General features: G+C 67.7%; 16 protein-coding genes. 3 read left to right on the top strand and 13 right to left on the bottom strand.

Annotated features, from left to right (window positions below):
- The 7 genes from IAE60_RS00245 to IAE60_RS00275 form a co-directional block, all read right to left on the bottom strand.
- Entirely contained in the window at window positions 1–897 is an 897-nt protein-coding gene (locus tag IAE60_RS00245) for a DUF58 domain-containing protein (RefSeq protein ID WP_187573407.1), read from the bottom strand.
- A 30-nt stretch (window positions 898–927) separates the two neighbouring features.
- On the bottom strand, window positions 928–1,944 hold the full coding sequence (locus tag IAE60_RS00250; protein ID WP_187573408.1) for an AAA family ATPase: 1,017 nt from the start codon (window positions 1,942–1,944) through the stop codon (window positions 928–930).
- Window positions 1,945–2,097: 153 nt separating this feature from the next.
- Window positions 2,098–4,041 (bottom strand): type IV pilus secretin PilQ, encoded by a 1,944-nt coding sequence (locus tag IAE60_RS00255; RefSeq protein WP_187573409.1) that lies wholly within the window; start codon window positions 4,039–4,041, stop codon window positions 2,098–2,100.
- Between the two features lie 14 nt (window positions 4,042–4,055).
- Entirely contained in the window at window positions 4,056–4,583 is a 528-nt protein-coding gene (locus IAE60_RS00260) for a pilus assembly protein PilP (RefSeq protein WP_162108772.1), read from the bottom strand.
- Window positions 4,580–5,266 (bottom strand): type IV pilus inner membrane component PilO, encoded by a 687-nt coding sequence (locus IAE60_RS00265; protein WP_187573410.1) that lies wholly within the window; start codon window positions 5,264–5,266, stop codon window positions 4,580–4,582. The genes IAE60_RS00260 and IAE60_RS00265 overlap by 4 nt, the downstream gene beginning before the upstream one ends.
- Window positions 5,263–6,027 (bottom strand): PilN domain-containing protein, encoded by a 765-nt coding sequence (locus IAE60_RS00270; protein WP_187573411.1) that lies wholly within the window; start codon window positions 6,025–6,027, stop codon window positions 5,263–5,265. The genes IAE60_RS00265 and IAE60_RS00270 overlap by 4 nt, the downstream gene beginning before the upstream one ends.
- A complete protein-coding gene (locus IAE60_RS00275; RefSeq protein WP_162108769.1) occupies window positions 6,027–7,085 on the bottom strand; it encodes a pilus assembly protein PilM in 1,059 nt (352 codons plus the stop codon). Before IAE60_RS00275 ends, IAE60_RS00270 begins: the two co-directional genes overlap by 1 nt.
- A gap of 216 nt (window positions 7,086–7,301) precedes the next feature.
- Between IAE60_RS00275 and IAE60_RS00280 the strand changes: the two genes are divergently transcribed.
- Window positions 7,302–9,725, top strand: coding sequence for a penicillin-binding protein 1A (locus IAE60_RS00280; RefSeq protein WP_187573412.1), 2,424 nt, complete (start codon window positions 7,302–7,304; stop codon window positions 9,723–9,725).
- A gap of 99 nt (window positions 9,726–9,824) precedes the next feature.
- Window positions 9,825–10,481 (top strand): hypothetical protein, encoded by a 657-nt coding sequence (locus IAE60_RS00285; protein ID WP_187573413.1) that lies wholly within the window; start codon window positions 9,825–9,827, stop codon window positions 10,479–10,481.
- A 9-nt stretch (window positions 10,482–10,490) separates the two neighbouring features.
- On the opposite strand, the gene IAE60_RS00290 is transcribed toward IAE60_RS00285, so the two are convergent.
- Complete coding sequence (locus IAE60_RS00290; protein ID WP_187573414.1) at window positions 10,491–10,895, bottom strand: Lrp/AsnC family transcriptional regulator; 405 nt, start codon at window positions 10,893–10,895, stop codon at window positions 10,491–10,493.
- Between the two features lie 105 nt (window positions 10,896–11,000).
- On the opposite strand from IAE60_RS00290, the gene IAE60_RS00295 reads away from it, so the two are divergent.
- On the top strand, window positions 11,001–11,501 hold the full coding sequence (locus IAE60_RS00295) for a cysteine hydrolase family protein (RefSeq protein WP_187573415.1): 501 nt from the start codon (window positions 11,001–11,003) through the stop codon (window positions 11,499–11,501).
- A gap of 60 nt (window positions 11,502–11,561) precedes the next feature.
- Here IAE60_RS00295 and IAE60_RS00300 read toward each other — a convergent pair whose 3' ends face one another.
- The 5 genes from IAE60_RS00300 to IAE60_RS00320 form a co-directional block, all read right to left on the bottom strand.
- Window positions 11,562–12,851, bottom strand: coding sequence for a citrate synthase (locus tag IAE60_RS00300; RefSeq protein WP_162108764.1), 1,290 nt, complete (start codon window positions 12,849–12,851; stop codon window positions 11,562–11,564).
- A 259-nt stretch (window positions 12,852–13,110) separates the two neighbouring features.
- Window positions 13,111–13,353: a type B 50S ribosomal protein L31 gene (locus tag IAE60_RS00305; RefSeq protein ID WP_162108763.1), complete on the bottom strand. Its 243-nt coding sequence runs from the start codon at window positions 13,351–13,353 to the stop codon at window positions 13,111–13,113.
- A 74-nt stretch (window positions 13,354–13,427) separates the two neighbouring features.
- Window positions 13,428–14,366: a nucleoside hydrolase gene (locus tag IAE60_RS00310; RefSeq protein ID WP_187573416.1), complete on the bottom strand. Its 939-nt coding sequence runs from the start codon at window positions 14,364–14,366 to the stop codon at window positions 13,428–13,430.
- A 68-nt stretch (window positions 14,367–14,434) separates the two neighbouring features.
- Window positions 14,435–16,540, bottom strand: a complete 2,106-nt coding sequence (gene recG / locus IAE60_RS00315; protein ID WP_187573417.1) for an ATP-dependent DNA helicase RecG — start codon at window positions 16,538–16,540, stop codon at window positions 14,435–14,437.
- A gap of 88 nt (window positions 16,541–16,628) precedes the next feature.
- Window positions 16,629–19,079, bottom strand: a complete 2,451-nt coding sequence (locus IAE60_RS00320; RefSeq protein WP_187573418.1) for a TonB-dependent receptor — start codon at window positions 19,077–19,079, stop codon at window positions 16,629–16,631.
- Between the last annotated feature and the right edge of the window lie 43 nt (window positions 19,080–19,122).

The raw sequence follows: 19,122 nt of genomic DNA on the forward strand, positions 1-19,122 counted from the left end.
TCAGGCCACCTGCGATTGCGCGCGGCCCAGCGCGACCAGCCAGGCATCGCTGGCGGCATCGGTGGACAGCGTGCGCACCTGCACACCGCGCGACGGCAGGCGGTCCAGCGCGCGTTCCAGTGGCGCCTGGAATTCGCCCTGCCATGCCTCGCGTTGCGCCGGACTGGCAAGGTCGAGTTCGATGCGCCGGTCGCCTGCCGCGAAGGGCAGCTGCCGCGACGGCGGATCGGTTTCCAGCGGGTCCGTCAGCAGCAGCACCACCACGTCGTGGTGGGCCGCCAGCGCGGTCCAGCGGGTATCCGGGATGCCTGCCACGCTGTGCGGCTCGGCCAGCACCAGCAGGCGCGAACCCGGGCGCAGCAGGCGCGCGGCATGATCGAGCGCGAATGCGAGACCGAGATCGTCCACGGGGGGGTTCGCGTACCAGCGCACCAGCGCATCCAGTACGCGCAGCGCGCCGCGGGTCCCCGATGCCGGCGGGATCGGCGCTTCCGTGGCGCTGCCGCGCAGGATCGCCAGCCGGTCGCCATCGCGTACGGCCTGCCATGCGGCCACCGCACCGGCGCGTGCGGCCTGCACCGACTTGAAGCGCACGCGGGTGCCGAAGTACAGCAGCGGCGACGTGTCGGCGACGATCAGCGTCAGCCGCTCGCGTTCGGCCTGGAACAGCTTGGTATGCGTACGTCCGCTGCGGGCGGTCAGGCGCCAGTCGATGTGGCGCACGTCGTCGCCGGCGACGTATTCGCGCGATTCGGCGTATTCCATGCCGCGCCCGCGCAGCGGCGATGCCGAAGGTCCGGTGACGGAATGCCGGCCGCGGCGCGCGGGCGGGCGCCGCTGTGCGCTCGCGCGCAACGCGATCAGTTCCTGCAGCTTGGGACGGATGCCGTCGCTCATGCGCGTAGGGTCAGGCTGTGGGCTGGCTACTCAAGGCAGGGGCACCACGTCCAGAAGCGCCTTCACCAGGCGGTCGCCGTCCCAGCCTTCTGCCGTGGCTTCGTAGCTGGGCAGCACGCGGTGGCGGAGCACGTCCGGCGCGATGGCGCGGATATCGTCCGGGGTGACGTAGTCGCGGCCGGCCAGCCACGCGCGCGCGCGCGCGCAGCGCTCCAGCGCGATGGACCCACGTGGACTGGCGCCCCAGGCGATCCGCCGCGCGAGGGTGGCGTCGTAACGCGCCGCGTCGCGCGAGGCGAGCACCAGTTCGATCAAGTAACGCTCCAGCGCCGGGGCCAGGTGCAGGTCCAGCACCTGCGCGCGGGCGCGGAAGACATCCTCCAGCGGCATGCGTTCGACCGCCATGGCGGGGGGTTGCATCTGCTCGCGCGCACGGTCGCGCGCCAGTCGCAGGATGTCGGCTTCCGCGGCCGCCTCCGGATAGCCGATCTTCACGTGCATCAGGAAGCGGTCGAGCTGGGCCTCCGGCAACGGAAACGTGCCCTCCTGTTCGATGGGATTCTGCGTGGCCATCACCAGGAACAACGCCGGCAACGGATACGTGTGCCGGCCCACGGTCACCTGGCGCTCGCCCATCGCTTCGAGCAGCGCCGACTGTACCTTGGCCGGCGCGCGGTTGATCTCGTCGGCCAACAGCAGCGGGTGGAAGATGGGCCCGGCCTGGAACTCGAACCGTCCTTCCTGGGGCCGCCAGACCTCGGTGCCCGTGAGATCGGCCGGCAACAGATCCGGCGTGAACTGCACGCGCGCGAAGTCGGCCTGCAACCGTGAGGCCAGGGCGCGGATGGCGGTGGTCTTGGCCAGGCCGGGGGCTCCTTCAACCAGCAGGTGGCCATCCGCCAGCAGGGCGATCAGCAGGCGTTCGACCAGCGCGGCCTGGCCGACGATGGTCTGCGACAGGTCGTCGCGCAGGCGCGTGAACGCCTCGTGCAGGCGGGCCTGCGCGTCGCCGGATGGCACGGGGTTGCCGGTGGGTATGGAATCCATGGATGCAGCCGGAATCGACGGGAAGGTGGATTCTGACCTACCTCGGCAGGGAAGGTTCACACCTTGTAGCCGCGTGCATGCCGGATTCAGCTTCGCATGGCGCAAAGAAAAAGGGCCCCGGGGGGCCCTTTTTCGACAACAGTCACGCGTGCCTCAGCGGCGTTCGGCCACACGCAGCACTTTCGGGGTGACGAAGATCAGCAGCTCGGCCTTCTCCTTGCTGCGACCCTTCTTCTTGAACAGGTTGCCCAAGAAGGGGATGTCGCCCAGGAACGGCACCTTGGCCACGCTGGCGCGGTCGCTGAACTCGTACACGCCGCCGATCACCACGGTCTGGCCGTCTTCGATCAGCACGGCGGTGTTGATCTCGCGACGGGCAAGTTCGGGCACCTGACCGAACTGGCCCAGGCTGATGAAGCGCAACACTTCGTCCTTCTTCACGTTGAGGTTCAGGAAGACGCGGTTGTCGTCGGTGATGGTCGGGATGACCTTCAGTTCAAGCAACGCCTCCTTGAACTGCACCGTCGGCACCGCGGCATTGCCGCCGCCACCGGAACCGGTGATGGTCAGGTAACCCACTTCGCGACCCTGCTTGATGACGGCTTCACGCTGATTCGTGGTCACCAGGCGCGGATTGGAGATCACCTCGCCACGGCCTTCTTCCTGCAGGGCCGAAAGCTCGAGATCAAGATTGAAGTTCCGGCCCAGCAACGTGTAGGCGATGCTGCTTGCGGGATTAGTGGTGAAGATGCCGGCGGGCAGATTGACGTTCAGGCCATCGCTGGCGGTGTCGCCTTCCACGTCCACCGGCCACACATTGTCGTTGACGATGGTGACGTTGCCGCCAATGGTTCCGCTGATGGCCTGCGTACGGTCGCCCGTGCGCTTGCCCATGATGCCGAACTTGGCACCGAGATCCCGTGCGAAGGTATCGGTTGCAATGACGATGCGACCCTCGATCAGAACCTGGTCGACGGGGCGATCGATGACGTTAATCAGCTCGCGCATCTGCGCGATCTTCTTCGGGATGTCACTGATCATCAGCGTGTTGGTGCGCTCGTCGGCCACCAGGCGACCACGCTGCGACAGGAAGCCGTTCTCGTTCTGGTTGTTGCCCGTGCCACCACCGCCGCCGCTGTTGCCGACGCCCTTGGCCTCGGTCAGTGCCTTGAAGATGGCGCTCGCGGAGTGGTAGTTGATCTGCACGTAGTCGGTGACCAGGTCCTCGCGGTTCTCGATCGCGATGCGTGCATCCTCCTTGTCCTGCTCGAACTTGGCGAGTTCGGGCTGAGGCGCGACCCAGATCACCGCGCCATCGCGGCGCTTGTCCAGACCCTTGGCGCGCAGGACGATGTCCAGCGCCTGATCCCACGGCACGTTGACCAGGCGCAGCGTGACGTTGCCCTGCACCGTGTCGGACGCGACGATGTTGAGGTTGGATTCCTCGGCGATCAGCTGCAGTACGGTGCGAACGGGCACGTCCTGGAAGTTGAACGTGACCGGCCGGCCGCTGTAGCGGCGGGCTTCGGTGGCGATCTTCTGCGCGGCGGCCACCACGGCCGACGAGCTGGTGCCCGCCGTGGCGCTCGCGCCGCCCACGGCCTTCTGGCCGGCGCGGGGCACGATCTCCACGACGTACTCGTTGCCCGACTGGTAAGCCAGGGATTCGAAGTCGCCGCGCGTGCTGAGCACCAGCTGCGTGCCGCCGGCCCGGGACTGCGCTTCGACGCGCTGTACGGGCGTGGCGAAGTCGACCACATTCAGCGGCCGCTGCAGGGATGCCGGCAACGTGGCGTTGCCCACATCCACGACGACGGTATTGCCCTGGTTGCGGAGATCGGGCGTGGCGCCCTGGCCGTCGAACCGGACGATCAGCCGGCCGGCGCCGTCCTCACCGCGCCGGAAGTCGATGTTGGAGACCGACACTCCCTGGGCCGCCGTGGCGGCGATCGGAGTGGCGGAGGCCTGCTGGCCCGGGGACGTGGCGCCAGCGGCGCTGGCAGCCGCCAGCAGGCCGATGGCCAATCCCAGAGAGCAGACCCGGAGGGTGGCCAGGCGCCGGGACGGCCGCAGGCGGTAGGCGTTCGAAGCGGTCATCGTGTATCCCCCAATCATTGATCTTCAAGCGCGATCGACGCCGGCCGTTCCAGCCAGCCACCCGCGCCATCCGGCACTAGTTCGACAAGTTCCAAGCCATCTTCGCGGACCGAGGTGACCCGGCCATCGCTCTGCCCCAGGTAGTTCCCCGGACGTACCCGGTAGGTGACCTTGTCGGGCCCCATCACCAGTGCCACCAGCCCCGGGCCCTTGCCGATCGTGCCGACCATGTCCAGGCTGTCCAGCGGGTACTGTTCAAGCGTCTCCTTGCGCCGGTCCGGGTCGGGGCGCAGGCCACCGCCCTCGGCATTGTTCCAGGCATCGCTGAACGGGTCGCGCAGCGTCTGCGCGGCGTACTCGAAGGTCTCGAATTGCTGCATCACGGGCAGCGGGTCCAGCGGCGGCGCGGGGCGCGCCCTCACGTCCGCGACCCAGCTTTCCAGGTTGGGAGCATCGCCCGGCGTGCTGGTGATGCCGCGGGCGCAGCCGCCCGCCATCACCAGCGCGCACAGGATCAGCCAACGGGCGTCACTGCGGATCATGGTTCTCCCCCTGCGGCGGGTGCCGGCGCCGCCTGACCGTTGGCGGCCGCAGCGGCGGCTTCCTGGTCGGCGACTTCCTTTTCATCCAGATAGCGATAGGTCTTCACCGTGCCCGACAGCTCCAGCGCGCCGCGATTCACGCCGCCCTTGCCTTCCTTCGGCTTCAGCGAGATGTCGTGCATGGTCAGGATGACCACGCGCGGCAGCGAGGCCACGCCGCTGACGAAGGCGCCGAACTGGTGGTAGTTGCCCACCATGCGCAGCTGGATCGGCTTCTCGGCGTAGAACTCCTTCAGCGTCTCCGGCTCGGGCTGGAACAGCTCGTTGGCCAGGCCGCTGGACAGCGCGGTCTGCGAGATGTCGATGATCAGGTCCGGCATCTCGGTCTTGCTGGGCAGCTGGCGCAGCATCTGCTGCAGCACCTGCTCCATCTGCGCCAGCTGCTGCTTCAGCGGTTCGAGGTTCGCGGCCTTGGCCTGCTCCTTCTCGAAGTCCTGGCGCAGGCGCACCTCTTCCCCTTCGAGCGATTCCAGCGTCTCCGTCTTCCCCTTGATGAAAAGGAAGTAGGCGAACGCCAGGATGAACAGCGCAAGGATCACCGAGAAGCCGATCTTCGCGTTCTGCGGCCACGCGCCGATGTTGTTGATGTCCAGGTTCTTGAGCGACGTCTTTTTCTGGCTCATGAGGCGCTCCCGGTGGCCGGGGGAGTGTTAGCGGGCGGCGCGGCCGGTGGCGGTGTCGACGGGGCGGGTGTCGACGGCGTTGCAGGCGCGGGCGTGGCGGGTGCAGCCGGCTGTCCCTCCAGCGGCGCCGCGGGCGCGGTACCGGCGGGGGCAGTGCCGGCGGCGGCCGTTTCCGCTTCCTGCTCGGCGGTCGGGTTCGCCAGGCGGACCGTCAGCTTGAACACGTAGGGCAGCGCGCGGCTGGCACCGGTGTTGGTGAGCGTCTTCACCTCTTCCGGCTTGGACTCGATGATCGACAGCTCGGGCTTGGTCATCCAGCCGGAGGTTTCCAGGTTGCGCATGTAGGTACTGACGCGCGCGTTGGACTGGGCCCGGCCCTCGAGGGTCAGGACTTCGCCATCCTGCTTGATGTTGCCCAGCATCACCCCGTCGGGGATGGTGCGCACCAGCGAATCGAACAGGTGCACCATCTGCGAGCGGTTGGCCTGCAGCTTCTCGATCACGTCCTTGCGCGCCAGCAGGCGGCGCTTCTGTTCATCGAGGCGCTCGATTTCCTTGTTCTGCGCCTGGACCTTGGCGATCTCCGCCTTGAGGAACTCGTTGCGCTCGGTCTGGCCGGCCACCTGGCGGTCGTAGTGGAACCACAGCAGGAACGACAGCAGGAGGCCGGCGACGGCGGCGGCGGCCAGCATGACGTAGAACTCGCGCTGCCGCTGGACGCGACGCTCCGCGCGCCACGGGAGTAGGTTGATTCTTGCCATCAGTCGAAGCTCCTCAAAGCCAGGCCGGTGGCGATCATCAGCGCGGGAGCGTCCTGCGCCAGCGCATGCGCCTGCACGCGCGGGCCCAGGGTCATCTGCGCGAGCGGGTTGGCGACGACGGTGGGCACGCCCAATTGCTCCTCCACCATCTCCGGCAGGCCGGGCAACGCCGCGCAACCGCCCGCCAGGACGATCTGGTCGACGCGGTTGAACTCGCTGCCGGCGTAGAAGAACTGCAGCAGGCGGCTGATCTGCTGGACGGTGGCTTCCTTGAACGGCTCCAGCACTTCGACTTCATAGCTTTCGGGCAGCCCGCCCTGGCGCTTGGCCAGGCCCGCTTCCTCGTAGGTCAGGCCGTACCGGCGCATCACCTCGTCGGTCAGCTGCTTGCCGCCGAACACCTGTTCGCGGCTGTAGAGGCTGCGCCCGCGGCGCAGCACGTTCAGCGTGGTCATCGTCGCGCCGATGTCGACCAGCGCCACCACGCCGTCCTGCGGCACCGGCAGGTCGCTGGCCATCAGGGCAAAGGCGTTTTCCACCGCGAAGGCTTCCACGTCCATGACGCGCGCGGTCAGGCCGCCCAGTTCGAGGGCGGACTGGCGCAGTTCGACGTTCTCCGAACGCGACGCCGCCAGCAGCACCTGCACCATCTCCGGGTTGTTGGGCATGGGGCCCAGCACCTCGAAGTCGATGTTCACTTCCTCGATGGGATAGGGAATGTAGTTGACGGCTTCCAGTTCGACCTGCGCTTCCAGGTCGTTCTCGTCCAGGTCGGCCGGCATGGGGATGATCTTTGTGATCACCGCGGACCCGGCCACGGCTGCCGCCGCGTACTTGGCCTTGGTGCCGGCGCGGTTCACCGCGCGGCGGATGGCCTCGCCGACGGCCTCGACCTCGACGATGTTCTTCTCGACCACGGCATTGGGCGGCAGCGGCTCGACGGCGTAGTGCTCAACCCTGAAACGGTTGCCCACGCGCGACAGCTGCAGCAGCTTTACCGCAGTCGAACTGATGTCGACGCCGATCAGCGGCGACTGGCTTTTTGGGATTAGCCCCACGGTCTTTCCCCTTCCGACGGGCACAGGGCGCACGACGCGCGCCCACATTAATAACCAAGTTTTTACGCTTGGCAACCGACGTTGACGTGGCTGTGCGGCTTGTCACGTTTCACGAGGGTTGTTCCCCAAGTCCCTGTTCCCCTTGGGATCGCCCGTGGCGATCCCGGCGGTCATCTATACTCTGCCGTTACGAATTCTGCAATCGGAAAGCACTGGATGTCCCGTTTCCGTCGTCTTCTCCGTTGGACCCTCATCACGTTCCTGATACTTGCCCTGGCCGGCGCCGTCGGCCTGGGGGTGCTGTACTACACGGTCTCGTCCAAGGTCCCGGACGTCCAGGCCCTGCGGAACGTGGAGCTGCAGGAACCCCTCTATATCTATGCCAGCGACGGCCGGCTGATGGGCCTGTACGGGGAGATCCGGCGTTATCCGGTGCAGATCAACCAGGTTCCGGCCCGGGTCAAACAGGCCTTCATCGCCGCCGAGGACAGCAAGTTCTACGAGCACAAGGGCATCGACCCCACCGGCATCGCCCGGGCCGTGTGGCAGATCGTCAGCCGGAAGGAGGGCCGCGTGGCCGGCGGCAGCACGATCACCCAGCAGGTGGCCCGGCAATGGTTCCTGAGCTCGGAGTACAGCTACACCCGCAAGCTGGTGGAGATGATGCTGGCCGTCCGCATCGAGAAGATGCTGACCAAGGACGAGATTCTGGAGCTGTACCTCAACAAGAGCTTCTTCGGCAACCGCTCCTACGGTGTGGCCGCCGCGGCCGAGTACTACTACGGCAAGACCCTGGACCAGCTGACCCTGGCCGAGACCGCCACGCTGGTGAGCGCGCTGAAGTTTCCCTCCAGCGGCAACCCGATCAGCAACCCCGGCCGCAACCAGCAGCGCAGCGCCTATGTGGTGGAGCGGATGCGCGAGGACGGTTACGTCACCGCGGCCGAAGCCGCGCAGGCCAAGGCCGAGCCCATGCATGCCAAACCGCATGAGCGGCCGGTGGAGGTGTACGCCCCGTACGTCGCCGAGATGGTGCGCCAGGACATGATCGCGCGCTTCGGACCGGAAGCGCTGACCAAGGGCTACCACGTCACCACCACGCTGGACGCCACCCTGCAGGCGGCCGCCAACGACGCCGTCCGCGACGGCCTGGGCCTTTACGACCACCGTCATGGCTGGAACGGCATCGAGCGGCACTTCGATGTCGCAGCCGACGCCGACGCCGCCGCCCTGGCCGGCCACTTGCGCGGCATTCCTGCGCAGAACGGCCTGATCCCCACGGTGGTGGCGCGCACCCACGACGATGGCAGCGCCACGGTGGTCACGGCCGACGGCCGCGAAACCACCCTGCCCCCGGCCGCCAGCAAGTGGACCGGGCGCACGCCGGCCAAGCTGTTCAAGCGCGGCGACCTGGCCCGCATCAAGGCAGGCAAGGAGCCCGGCAGCTTCCTGGTCGACCAGATCCCGCGCGCACAGGCCGCGCTGGTCTCGCTGGACGCCAACAACGGCGCCGTACGTGCGCTGGTGGGCGGCTACAGCTTCGCCGGCAACAAGTTCAACCGTGCCACCCAGGCGCGGCGCCAGCCCGGCTCCAGCTTCAAGCCGTTCCTGTACGCGGCCTCGTTCGAGAAGGGCTTCAACCCCGCCTCGATCGTGCTGGACGCTCCGGTCGTATTCCGCGACCGCCGCGGCCACATGTGGCGGCCGCAGAACGACGGCGGCGGGTTCCGCGGCCCGATGCGGCTGCGCGAAGCCCTGGTGCAGTCGCGCAACCTAGTGTCCGTGCGGCTGCTGGATGGCATCGGCGTGCCGTTCGCGCGCACCTACATCAGCCAGTTCGGCTTCGACGAGGCCGAACTTCCGCCCAACCTGTCGATGTCGCTGGGCACCGCGTCGCTGACGCCGCTGTCGGTGGCGCGTGGCTACGCCGTGTTCGCCAATGGCGGGTCGCGGGTGACGCCCTGGTTCATCGACGAGGTGAAGGACCGCGAAGGCAACGTGGTGTTCAAGGAGAACCCGGCCGTCGCCTGCCGCGGCTGCGGCCAGGGGGCGCAGGGCGGGGGCGCACCGGCCAGCCAGGTGGTGGATGGCTTCAATTTCGGCCCGGCCGCGACCACGTCCGCCGCCAAGCCGGCCGAGGCCAAGCCCAAGGCCGAGGAAAAGCCCGCCGATCCGAACGCGGTCACCGCGCCGCGCGCGATCGACGAGCGTACGGCCTACCAGCTGGTGTCGATGATGCGCGACGTGGTCCAGCGCGGCACGGGCACCGCGGCCAAGGTGCTGGGCCGCGAGGACGTGGGCGGCAAGACCGGCTCGACCAACGACCACCGTGACGCCTGGTTCGGCGGCTTCGGCGCGCAGTATGCCACCGTGGTGTGGGTGGGGCGCGACAACTTCCAGTCGCTGGGCTACCGCGAATACGGCGGCAAGGCGGCCCTGCCGATCTGGATCGACTACATGCGGGTGGCCTTGAAGGACAAGCCGGTGGCGCTGAACGATCCACCGGACGGCATGGTGCAGGCCACGCTCAACGGCGTCACCGAATGGGTGAAGGTTGAGGACATGGACCGCATCCAGGACTACGACCTGTATGGTCCGGAAGACGCGGTGCCGGATGAAGAGGCGTTCGACATCTTCTGACGCGGTGGCGTGAAGGCGCCCTGACGGCGCGCATGCGCCGTCATCGACAACGCGGGAGCATGGTGTACATTCGGGTCTGTTTCGACGCGGAGGCCTGTCATGCACCACGCCCGTCAGCACGCCGAAACCCGCACCCGCGAGCGCCGCCAGCGGCTGGCGCACGAAGCCGCCCGGCTGATGGCCGAGGGCGGCATCCGCGACTACCACCAGGCCAAACTCAAGGCCGCCAGCCGGCTGGGCATCCACGACGATGCCTCCCTGCCCCGCAACCGCGAAATCGAGGACGCACTGCGCGAGTACCAGCGCCTGTTCGTCGGCGAGGCGCATGTGACGGGCCTGCGGCGGCGGCGCGAGGCCGCGTTGCGCGCGATGGAATTCCTGTCCGCGTTCGCGCCCCGGCTGGTCGGCCCGGTGCTTGAAGGTACCGCCGATGCCAACACGCCCGTGCACGTCCACCTGCACAGCGACGACCCGGATGCCGTCACCCGGTTCCTGGAAGAACACCGCATCCCCGCCGAGCCGCGCGAGCGCCGGCTGCGCATCGACCGGGAACGCGTGGCCGACCTGCCCGTGTGGGTGTTCAGCGCCGAGGAGCTCAGCTTCGACCTGACCGTGCTGCCGCACGACGCCTTGCGTCAGGCGCCGCTTTCCAGCGTGGACGAGAGGCCGATGAAGCGCGCGTCCGCCACCCGGTTGCGTCAGCTGCTTGCCGAAGAGGACATCGCCCGCTACGAGATGGATGCGGCGCGCCGCTGAAACGATGCGTCAGGGCTTCACGCGCCGCATCTCGCTGGCGACCTTGTAGCGGCCATAGCGCAGCAACGCCTGGGTGAAGTCATCCAGGCCCGTGTCGCTCTCGCAGGCCAGCGTCACCTGGTAGCAGCCTTCGCCGGCGATCTTGCTGGCGCTCTCCACCTCGGCATGTGCCTGCAGGAACGCTTCGAATGCATCGAACTGCGGCGTATCCATGAACACCGTGATGAAGTAGCGCCGCAGATCGCCTCGCGCCACGGTGAAGCCACGGATCGTGCCGCCCTCCACCATTTGCTGCACGCGCGTGGCGACCGCCTGTCCCGTCAGGTGCACGCGCCGGCCGACGGCCTGCCACGTCATGCGGGCGTCGTGCGCCAGCGCCGCCAGGATGGCCCGATCCATCTTGTCGAGGGGCATGTCTTTCGATCCTCAATGAAAACGGCGCGGCTTCTTGTGATCTGCAATTACCACGCGCAGCACCCATCACTACGATGTCGCAACCCGCCCCTTCCAAGGTAACGCATGACCGCCGCCCTGCTCATCATCGACGTCCAGAACGACTATTTCCCCGGCGGCGCGCTCCCGCTATGGAACGCCGAGGCCACGCTCGACGCCGTCGTCAACGCCATCGACCGCGCACGCGCGCGCGGCGAAGCCGTGGTCCTGGTCCAGCATGTGGCCGCGTCCACGGACAGCCCACTGTTCCAGGCCGGCACAACCGGCGTCGGCATCCATGCGCGCATCCTGGCCGCTGCCCCCGACGCGCCCGTCATCGTGAAGCAATACGCGGACAGCTTCCATCAGACCCGCCTTTCCGGCGTGCTGGCCGACCTGGGCGTCACCCGCCTGCGCATCGCGGGGATGATGACGCAGAACTGCGTGGTCTTCACCGCATTGTCGCCGGCGGCGGACCGTTACGAGGTCAGCGTGCTGTCGGACTGCACGACCACCACGGACAGGACGATCCATGGTTTCGCCCTGCACGCCCTGACCACCCGTGTCGCCGTGCGACCGGACGCCTGACCCATGCGGCAAAGAAAAAGGCCCCATCCGGGGCCTTTTTCATCGTGTCGCCAAAGGGGCTCAGCGCTTGTCGGTGGGCACGTAGTCGCGCGGCGCGTAGCCGGTGTAGATCTGGCGCGGACGGCCGATCTTGGCTTCCGGATCGACCTGCTGCTCCAGCCAGTGCGACACCCAGCCGGCGGTGCGGCCGATGGCGAACATGACGGTGAACATCTCGGTGGGGATCTTCAGCGCCTTGTAGATGATGCCGCTGTAGAAGTCGACGTTCGGGTAGAGCTTGCGCTGGATGAAGTATTCGTCCTTCAGCGCGGCCTCTTCCAGCTTCATCGCCACTTCCAGCAGCGGGTCGTCCACGCCCAGCTCGCCGAGCACCTTGTGGGTCATCTCGCGGATGATCTTCGCGCGCGGGTCGAAGTTCTTGTAGACGCGGTGGCCGAAGCCCATCAGGCGGAAGCCGGATTCCTTGTCCTTGGCCTTGGCCACGGCGCTGTCCACCTTGTCCGGCGTACCGATCTCTTCCAGCATCTTCAGCACGGCTTCGTTGGCGCCACCATGGGCCGGCCCCCACAGGGCGGTGATGCCCGCGGCGACCGAAGCGTAGGGGTTGGCGCCGGTCGAACCGACCAGCCGCACCGTCGAGGTCGAGGCATTCTGCTCGTGATCGGCGTGCAGGATGAACAGCAGGTCCAGCGCCTTGGCGACCACCGGATTGAGTTCCAGCGGCTCGCTCGGCACCTCGAACATCATGTGCAGGAAGCGGTCGACGTATTCGAGGTTGTTGCGCGGATAGCGGATCGGCCAGCCGATCGAATAACGGTAGGCGGCGGCGGCCAGGGTCGGCATTTTCGCCAGCAGGCGGATCGCGGCCAGGCGGCGCTGCTCGGGGTCTTCCAGGTCCAGCGTGTCGTGGTAGAACGCCGACAGCGAGGCGACCGTGCCGGACAGCATGGCCATCGGGTGGGCGTCGTAGTGGAAGCCGTGCAGGAAGTTCTTCAGCGACTCATGCATCATCGTGTGATGCGTGACCTCGTGCTCGAACCTGGCGAATTCCTCCTTGGTCGGCAGCTCGCCGTTCATCAGCAGGTACGAAACTTCCAGGAAGCTGGAATGCTGCGCGAGCTGCTCAATGGGGTAACCGCGGTACAGCAGCACGCCGTTGTCGCCATCGATGTAGGTGATGGCCGACTTGCAGCTGGCGGTGGCGGTGAAACCCGAGTCGTAGGTGAAAAGACCGGTTTCCCTGGTCAGCTTGGACACATCGATGCAGTCGTTGCCAAGCGTGGGTTTCAGGACGGGCAGGACGACGGACTTGTCGCCCGCATTCAGCGTGACCTGGTCGAGTTCGGACACAGTGTGCGCTCCTTCGTGGGGATACGCCTGCGGGAAGGCCCGCTCGGCGCGTGACGGGAGTCCAGGGAGTGAACCTTGGATGACCCGAATTATCGCACAGCGGGTCTGGAGCCGTCGCTCGATACCGCACCAAAGTCAGACCAAAGAATGAGGCCGCGGGCGCAACCCTCCGTTCCGGCAGCACGCATGATGCGCCGCGCACAAACGCGAACGGCCGCGCACGAGGCGCGGCCGGACGGGAACAGCGGACGAGGTTCGATCAGCGCGCGTAGCGCTTCTGGAACTTGTCGATGCGGCCGCTGGTATCGATGACCTTGTGCTTGCCCGTGTAGAACGGGTGCGAGGCCGAGGAGATTTCGACCTTGATCAGCGGGTACTCGTTGCCGTCTTCCCACTTCGTCGTTTCCTTGCTGCCCAGCGTGGAGCGGGTCAGGAACTTGAAATCGGAGGTCACGTCGTGGAAGACGACTTCGCGGTAATCGGGATGGATGTCGGCCTTCATGGCGGGCACACCGTGTAGCGGGAATGGAAGAGCGGCATTGTAGCCCGCCCTTCCCTGCCGACGCAACCCGGCCGTCAGCCGGCCGCCAGCGCGGCGCGGATCAGGTCCTGAAACCGGGCCTGGTCGTAGCGCAACAGGATGTTGGCCTGGTCCGGCCCGCCGCCCTCGCGGCGCCAGTCCACCACCGATGCGCCGCGGGCGTGTGTGCCCTGCAGTTCGATCGCCAGTGGCCGCTCGGCCAGCTCCAGCGCACCCTCCGGGGTGAGCACGAAGGCCATCGCCAGCGCGTCGGCCGCGAACCAGTGGTCGCCCCGGCGGTCGGCCGACCACAGCCGGGTCTTCTCGGAGATGCGGGCGTAGAACCGGGCCCGCTCGCTGTCGGCGGCCAACCATGCGTCGACCTCGTGGTGCGGCAGGCCGTGGGCGATGGTGGCTTCCCAGTCGGCCAGATCGTAGCGTCCGAACGCCTGCAGCGTGATGTGGGCCGCTTCGGGGTCGAAGTAGAAGTTGAACTCGGCGGCCGGGGTGATGTTGCCGTGACAGGTGACGGCACCCCCCATCACCACGAAGCGGGCGACACGCTGCGGCAGCGTGGGGTCCAGCTTGAGCGCCAGCGCGATGTTGGTCAGCGGACCCAGCGCAACCAGCACCAGCTTCCCCGCGTGTTGGTGGGACAGGCGCAGGATGGCCAGGGCCGCGTGTTCGTCCTCGGCCTGGCGCACGGCCGGCGCGAAGCCGACGTCGCCGAATCCATCCTGTCCATGCACGTAGCCAGCGTCCGGCGACGGGTGCAGCAGCGGCGCCGGCGCACCGGCGAACACGGGAATGTCTTCACGCCCCGCCACTTCGCACAGCTTCAGCGCATTGCGCACGGTGTACTGCAGGCCCACGTTGCCGGCCGCGATGGTCAGGCCGACGATCTCGTGGCGCGCATCGTTGAAGGCCATCAACAGCGCGAGGGCGTCGTCGACGCCGGGGTCGGTGTCGATCAGCAGGGGAATCTTGTCGGTCATCAGGTTTCGCTTTTTCTATCGGGGGTCGAGTCTCGCACCGATGAATGACCAGCGGAAGTCGCGCCGCATCAGGCCGACGCGTAGCGCGCCGCACCACCGACCCAGCGATGGATCACCCGATCGGCGATCGACGGATCCTCGGCCAGCAGCCGCTCGGCCAGCGCGTGCACCTGCGGCAGCAGGCCCGCATCGCGGGCGAGATCGGCGACGCGGAATGCCGCAAGGCCCGTCTGCCGCGTACCCAGCAGTTCGCCCGGTCCGCGCAGCTCCAGGTCCTTCTCGGCGATCACGAAGCCATCGTTGGTTTCGCGCATCGTCGCCAGGCGGTGCCTGGCCATCGCCGACAGCGGCGGCTGGTACATCAGCACGCAGCTGGATGCGGTGGCGCCGCGCCCCACCCGTCCGCGCAACTGATGCAGCTGCGCCAGCCCCAGCCGCTCCGCGTTCTCGATGATCATCAGCGAGGCGTTGGGCACGTCGACGCCGACTTCGATGACGGTGGTGGCCACCAGCAGGTCGGCCTCGCCCTCCTTGAAGCGGCGCATCGTGGCCTGCTTGTCGGCGGCTTTCATGCGTCCGTGGACGAGGGCAACGCGCAGTTCTGGCAGCGACGCGGACAAGGCTTCGTAGGTGGTCTGCGCGGCCTGCGCCACGACCTCGTCGCTGTCGTCGATCAGCGTGCAGACCCAGTAGGCCTGCCGCCCTTCGGCGCAGGCGGCGCGGATGCGCTCCACCAGCTCTGGCCGGCGCTCCGCGCTCAGGGCCACGGTCTGCACCGGCGTTCGGCCCGGCGGCAGTTCGTCGATGGCGGATACGTCCAGATCGGCATAGGCCGCCATCGCTAGCGTGCGCGGAATCGGCGTGGCCGTCATGACCAGCTGGTGCGGCACGCGGTCCACGCCCGCGCCCTTGTCGCGCAGCGCCAGCCGCTGGTGCACCCCGAAGCGGTGCTGCTCGTCGACGATGGCCAGGCCCAGATCGTGGAAGACCACCGTCTCCTGCATCAGCGCATGCGTGCCCACCACCACCTGCGCCTCACCCGAGGCCACCTGGGCCAGCACCTGCGTGCGCGCCTTGCCGGTCACCTTGCCGGCCAGCCAGGCGACGCGGACGCCCAGCGGCTCCAGCCATGCCCTGAGATTGGCCAGGTGCTGTTCGGCCAGCAACTCGGTGGGCGCGGCCAGGGCGACCTGCTTGCCGGCTTCCACGGCCAGCATGCCGGCCAGCGCCGCGACCACGGTCTTGCCGCTGCCCACATCGCCCTGCACCAGGCGCAGCATCGGCCACGGGCGCGCGATGTCCTCGCGGATCTGTTGGAAGACGCGCTTCTGGGCACCGGTCAGCGCGAACGGCAACGCCTTGACCAGCGCTTTCACCAGCGTGCCCCGGCCCTTCAGCGCAGGCGCCCGGTGTTGCTGCAGGGCCAGCCGCTGGCGCCGCAGGCTCAGGTGGTGCGCGAGCAGCTCTTCGATCGCCAGCCGGCGCTGCGCCGGATGCGTCCCCAGCGCCAGCGCGGCCACGTCCGCATCGCGTGGTGGACGATGCATGGTCAGCAGCGCGTCGCGCAGCGACGGCAATCCGAGGCCTTCGAGCAACGGCGAGGGCAGCAACTCCAGCGCACCCGCCTCGGGCAGGCGCTCGAGTGCCTGACCGATCAGTTTGCGCAGCGTCGCCGGGCCCAGCCCTTCGACGGCCGGGTAGATCGGGTCCAGCGCATCGCCCAGCGCGACGTCGTCCGCTTCGCCCAGCACCCGGTAGCTGGGGTGGATGATCTCCAGCCCGTGCTGGCCGGGCTTGGGTGTGCCGTAGCAGCGAAGGCGGGTGCCCACCGCGAACTGCGCCACCTGCGCCGCGCGGAAATGGAAGAACCGCAGCACCAACGTGCCATGCCCTTCGTCGCCTATCGCCACCCGCAGCACGGGGCGATAGCGGAAGCCGCGCTCGACGGCTTCCACCCGGCCTTCCACCTGCGCGGGCACGCCCGGCTGCAGCAGCCGGATCGGCGTGAGCGTGGTGCGGTCTTCGTACCGCAGCGGCAGATGCAACCACAGGTCCTGCATCGTCGCCAGGCCGCGCGCCGCCAGTTTCTCCGCCACGCGCGGCCCGACGCCCGGCAGGCGGCTCAGGGGTTCGGCGGAGAGATCGACGACGGGGACGTTGCGACGCACGGGCATCGCACAAGCATGCCGTGATAAGCGCCAAACAAAAACCCCGGCACCGTGAGGTGCCGGGGAGCCCACGTCCAGCGCGTCGCCGCGCGGCTCAGAACTTCACGGCCACTTCCATCCCGTAGGTACGCGGCTCGCTGATGGTCGCGCCGACGACGCCCAGCGGACCGCGGCCATAGGTGTTCAGGCCCTTCACGTACTGGTTGTCGAAGATGTTGTTGCCGTAGACGGCCCAACTCCAGGTGCCTTGCGGCGAAGTCCAGCCGACCCGCACATCGGTGCGCTCGCGCGGCTCGCCGATGTCCAGCAGGGCGTTCACACCGCAGTCGCCCTGCAGGTCCGAGCCGGCATTGCAGCGCGTGCGCCCGCGGTAGGCATGGCGCGCGGACAATCGCAGGTCGCCGCTGTCGCCCAGGCTCATCCGGTACGCTGCGCCGACCGAGGCGGTGAAACGCGGCTCGCCGGTCGGCTCGCCGTCCAGATCCACGCCTTCCGGCGTCACGTAATCCTTGTACTTGGAATCGATCCACTCCGCCTGCGCGTCCAGGGTGAAGGTGTCCGTCACCTTCCAGCGCATGTCGAAGTCGATGCCCGTGGCTTCGAGATCGCCGGTGTCGAACACGAAACGCGGGATGTCGACCGGATTGTTCGGGTCCGGGTCGATCAGGCGGATCGACTGACGGTTGTCGTAGCGGTAATGGAACAGCGACGCGTTGTAGGAGAAGCGGCCGAACGAGTGCTTGATGCCCACTTCCGCGTTCCACACGTCCTCGTTCTCGAACGCCGGGCCGATCTGCAGCGCATTGAAGCCACCGGCCTTGTAGCCCTTGGCCAGCGAACCGAACACCATCGCCTTGTCGTTGAAGTGGTAGTCGACCACGAAGCGCGGGCTGAAATCGCTCCAGCTGCGCTTGTCGCGCACCAGCACACCCTTGTTGACCATCGCCGGCGGATCGATGAAGGCCATGTCGAAGGTCAGCAGCTCGCGGGTGATCGGGATGCCCATCTGTGCCAGCGCATCGAAGAAGCCCAGCGATTCCAGCAGGTCCAGCTTGGCTTCCAGCTCGGGCGCGTTGCGGGGCGTGTTGAGCCAGGTGAAGTCCTTCTCGTCGCGGGTGTAGCGCAGGCCGAAGGTCAGGTTGAGCTTGTCGGAGGCGCGCCAGATCACGTCGCCGAAGGCCGCGTAGGCGGTCGTCGACAGCGTGTTGGTGAAGCGCTCGTTCCAGCGGTCGCCGACCAACGAGACAGGGATGCCGGCACTCTGGGCCAGGAACGAAGTGAACCCGAACAGGCTGCCGTCCGGGGTTGGCGCGATGCCGAGATTGCGCACGATGTTGTCGACCGCGGCGGTATTGGTGTTCACCTCGCTGGTCTGATCGGCGTCCTCCTTGAAGAAGCTGGCGCCGGCCACCCAGTCCAGACGCGCGTTGCTGCCGGCGAACTTGAACTCCTGGTAGAACGTCTCGTTGCTCTCGGTGTTGACCGAGTCGATGTAGAGGTCGGCGCGGTTGGTGCCGTCCTCCTCGGTCTGGTTCAGCGCGTCGTACTGCCGCCAGGACGTGGTCGAGGTCAAGTGCCCCCAGGTCAGCGCGTGGTCCACGATCAGGGTGACGCCGTCGAAGGTGCGCCACTCGGCGTTGGTGGCGTCGCTGTAGGTCGGGATGTCGCGCGGGTCGAGGTAGTCGTCGGGATCCACCGGGACCGGCGGCCGCTGCGGATAGGCTGGCAGCGGCACGATGCCGGTGGTCACGCGGCCGTTCTGGTCCAGGCTCTCGTGGTCCCAGCTGACCAGCGCGGTGGTGTTCTCGCCCAGTCCCACCTGCCAGGCGGCGCGCGTGGCCCACACGTTCTCGCCGCCCAGATCCTTGCCGGTGGCGCCGTCCTGGAGCCAACCGTCGCTGTGGTTGAACAGCGCGTTGAAACGCAGGGCCGAGTTGTCGCCGGTCGGGAGGTTCCACATCGCATCGGCGTACTGCTTGCCATAGTTGCCCAGGCGAAGGCGCAGGCGGGCCTCCAGCTCGTCCTGAGGTCGCCGGGTCACCAGCGAGATTGCGCCGGCAGCCGTGTTTCGGCCGAACAGCGTACCCTGCGGGCCCTTCAGCACCTCGATGCGCTCGATGTCGACGAAGGGCAGCAGCACGCCACCACCGCGGCCGCCGTAGACGCCATCGACGAACACGCCCACCGCCGGATCGGTGCCGATGCCGAAGTCGCTGGTTTCCACGCCCCGCAGGCGGAACGAAGGTTGGGTCGGCTGCGCCGCATCCACCACCAGGCCGGGCACGAACGCATCGATGTCGCCCAGGTTGTCCGCCGCCACGTCGTCGAGCAGCTGCTGGTCCACGACCTGCAGCGCGATCGGCACATCCTGCAGCTCCTGCTGCCGGCTTTGCGCGGTGACGACGATGGTGTCCAGGTTGGTGGCGACCTGTTCGCCCTGTGGCGTCGACTGGGCCCATGCCGTACCGCCCGTCCCCAGCACCACGCAGCCGCCGAACAGCGCGCGCCGCAGCCCGACCACCAGATTCCGTTGCGTCACTTTCATCACTCCCTCCCAAGAGGCGTTGGTGCGGAAGCCGGCCTCAACG

This window comes from Pseudoxanthomonas mexicana (assembly GCF_014397415.1).
Taxonomy (GTDB): Bacteria; Pseudomonadota; Gammaproteobacteria; order Xanthomonadales; family Xanthomonadaceae; genus Pseudoxanthomonas_A; species Pseudoxanthomonas_A mexicana.

Coding starts and splice junctions, on each gene's coding strand:
- IAE60_RS00245 (WP_187573407.1), bottom strand. CDS start 897: ATGAGCGACGGCATCCGTCCCAAGCTGCAGGAACTGATCGCGTTGCGC.
- IAE60_RS00250 (WP_187573408.1), bottom strand. CDS start 1,944: ATGGATTCCATACCCACCGGCAACCCCGTGCCATCCGGCGACGCGCAG.
- IAE60_RS00255 (WP_187573409.1), bottom strand. CDS start 4,041: ATGACCGCTTCGAACGCCTACCGCCTGCGGCCGTCCCGGCGCCTGGCC.
- IAE60_RS00260 (WP_162108772.1), bottom strand. CDS start 4,583: ATGATCCGCAGTGACGCCCGTTGGCTGATCCTGTGCGCGCTGGTGATG.
- IAE60_RS00265 (WP_187573410.1), bottom strand. CDS start 5,266: ATGAGCCAGAAAAAGACGTCGCTCAAGAACCTGGACATCAACAACATC.
- IAE60_RS00270 (WP_187573411.1), bottom strand. CDS start 6,027: ATGGCAAGAATCAACCTACTCCCGTGGCGCGCGGAGCGTCGCGTCCAG.
- IAE60_RS00280 (WP_187573412.1), top strand. CDS start 7,302: ATGTCCCGTTTCCGTCGTCTTCTCCGTTGGACCCTCATCACGTTCCTG.
- IAE60_RS00285 (WP_187573413.1), top strand. CDS start 9,825: ATGCACCACGCCCGTCAGCACGCCGAAACCCGCACCCGCGAGCGCCGC.
- IAE60_RS00290 (WP_187573414.1), bottom strand. CDS start 10,895: ATGCCCCTCGACAAGATGGATCGGGCCATCCTGGCGGCGCTGGCGCAC.
- IAE60_RS00295 (WP_187573415.1), top strand. CDS start 11,001: ATGACCGCCGCCCTGCTCATCATCGACGTCCAGAACGACTATTTCCCC.
- IAE60_RS00305 (WP_162108763.1), bottom strand. CDS start 13,353: ATGAAGGCCGACATCCATCCCGATTACCGCGAAGTCGTCTTCCACGAC.
- IAE60_RS00310 (WP_187573416.1), bottom strand. CDS start 14,366: ATGACCGACAAGATTCCCCTGCTGATCGACACCGACCCCGGCGTCGAC.
- recG (WP_187573417.1), bottom strand. CDS start 16,540: ATGCCCGTGCGTCGCAACGTCCCCGTCGTCGATCTCTCCGCCGAACCC.
- IAE60_RS00320 (WP_187573418.1), bottom strand. CDS start 19,079: ATGAAAGTGACGCAACGGAATCTGGTGGTCGGGCTGCGGCGCGCGCTG.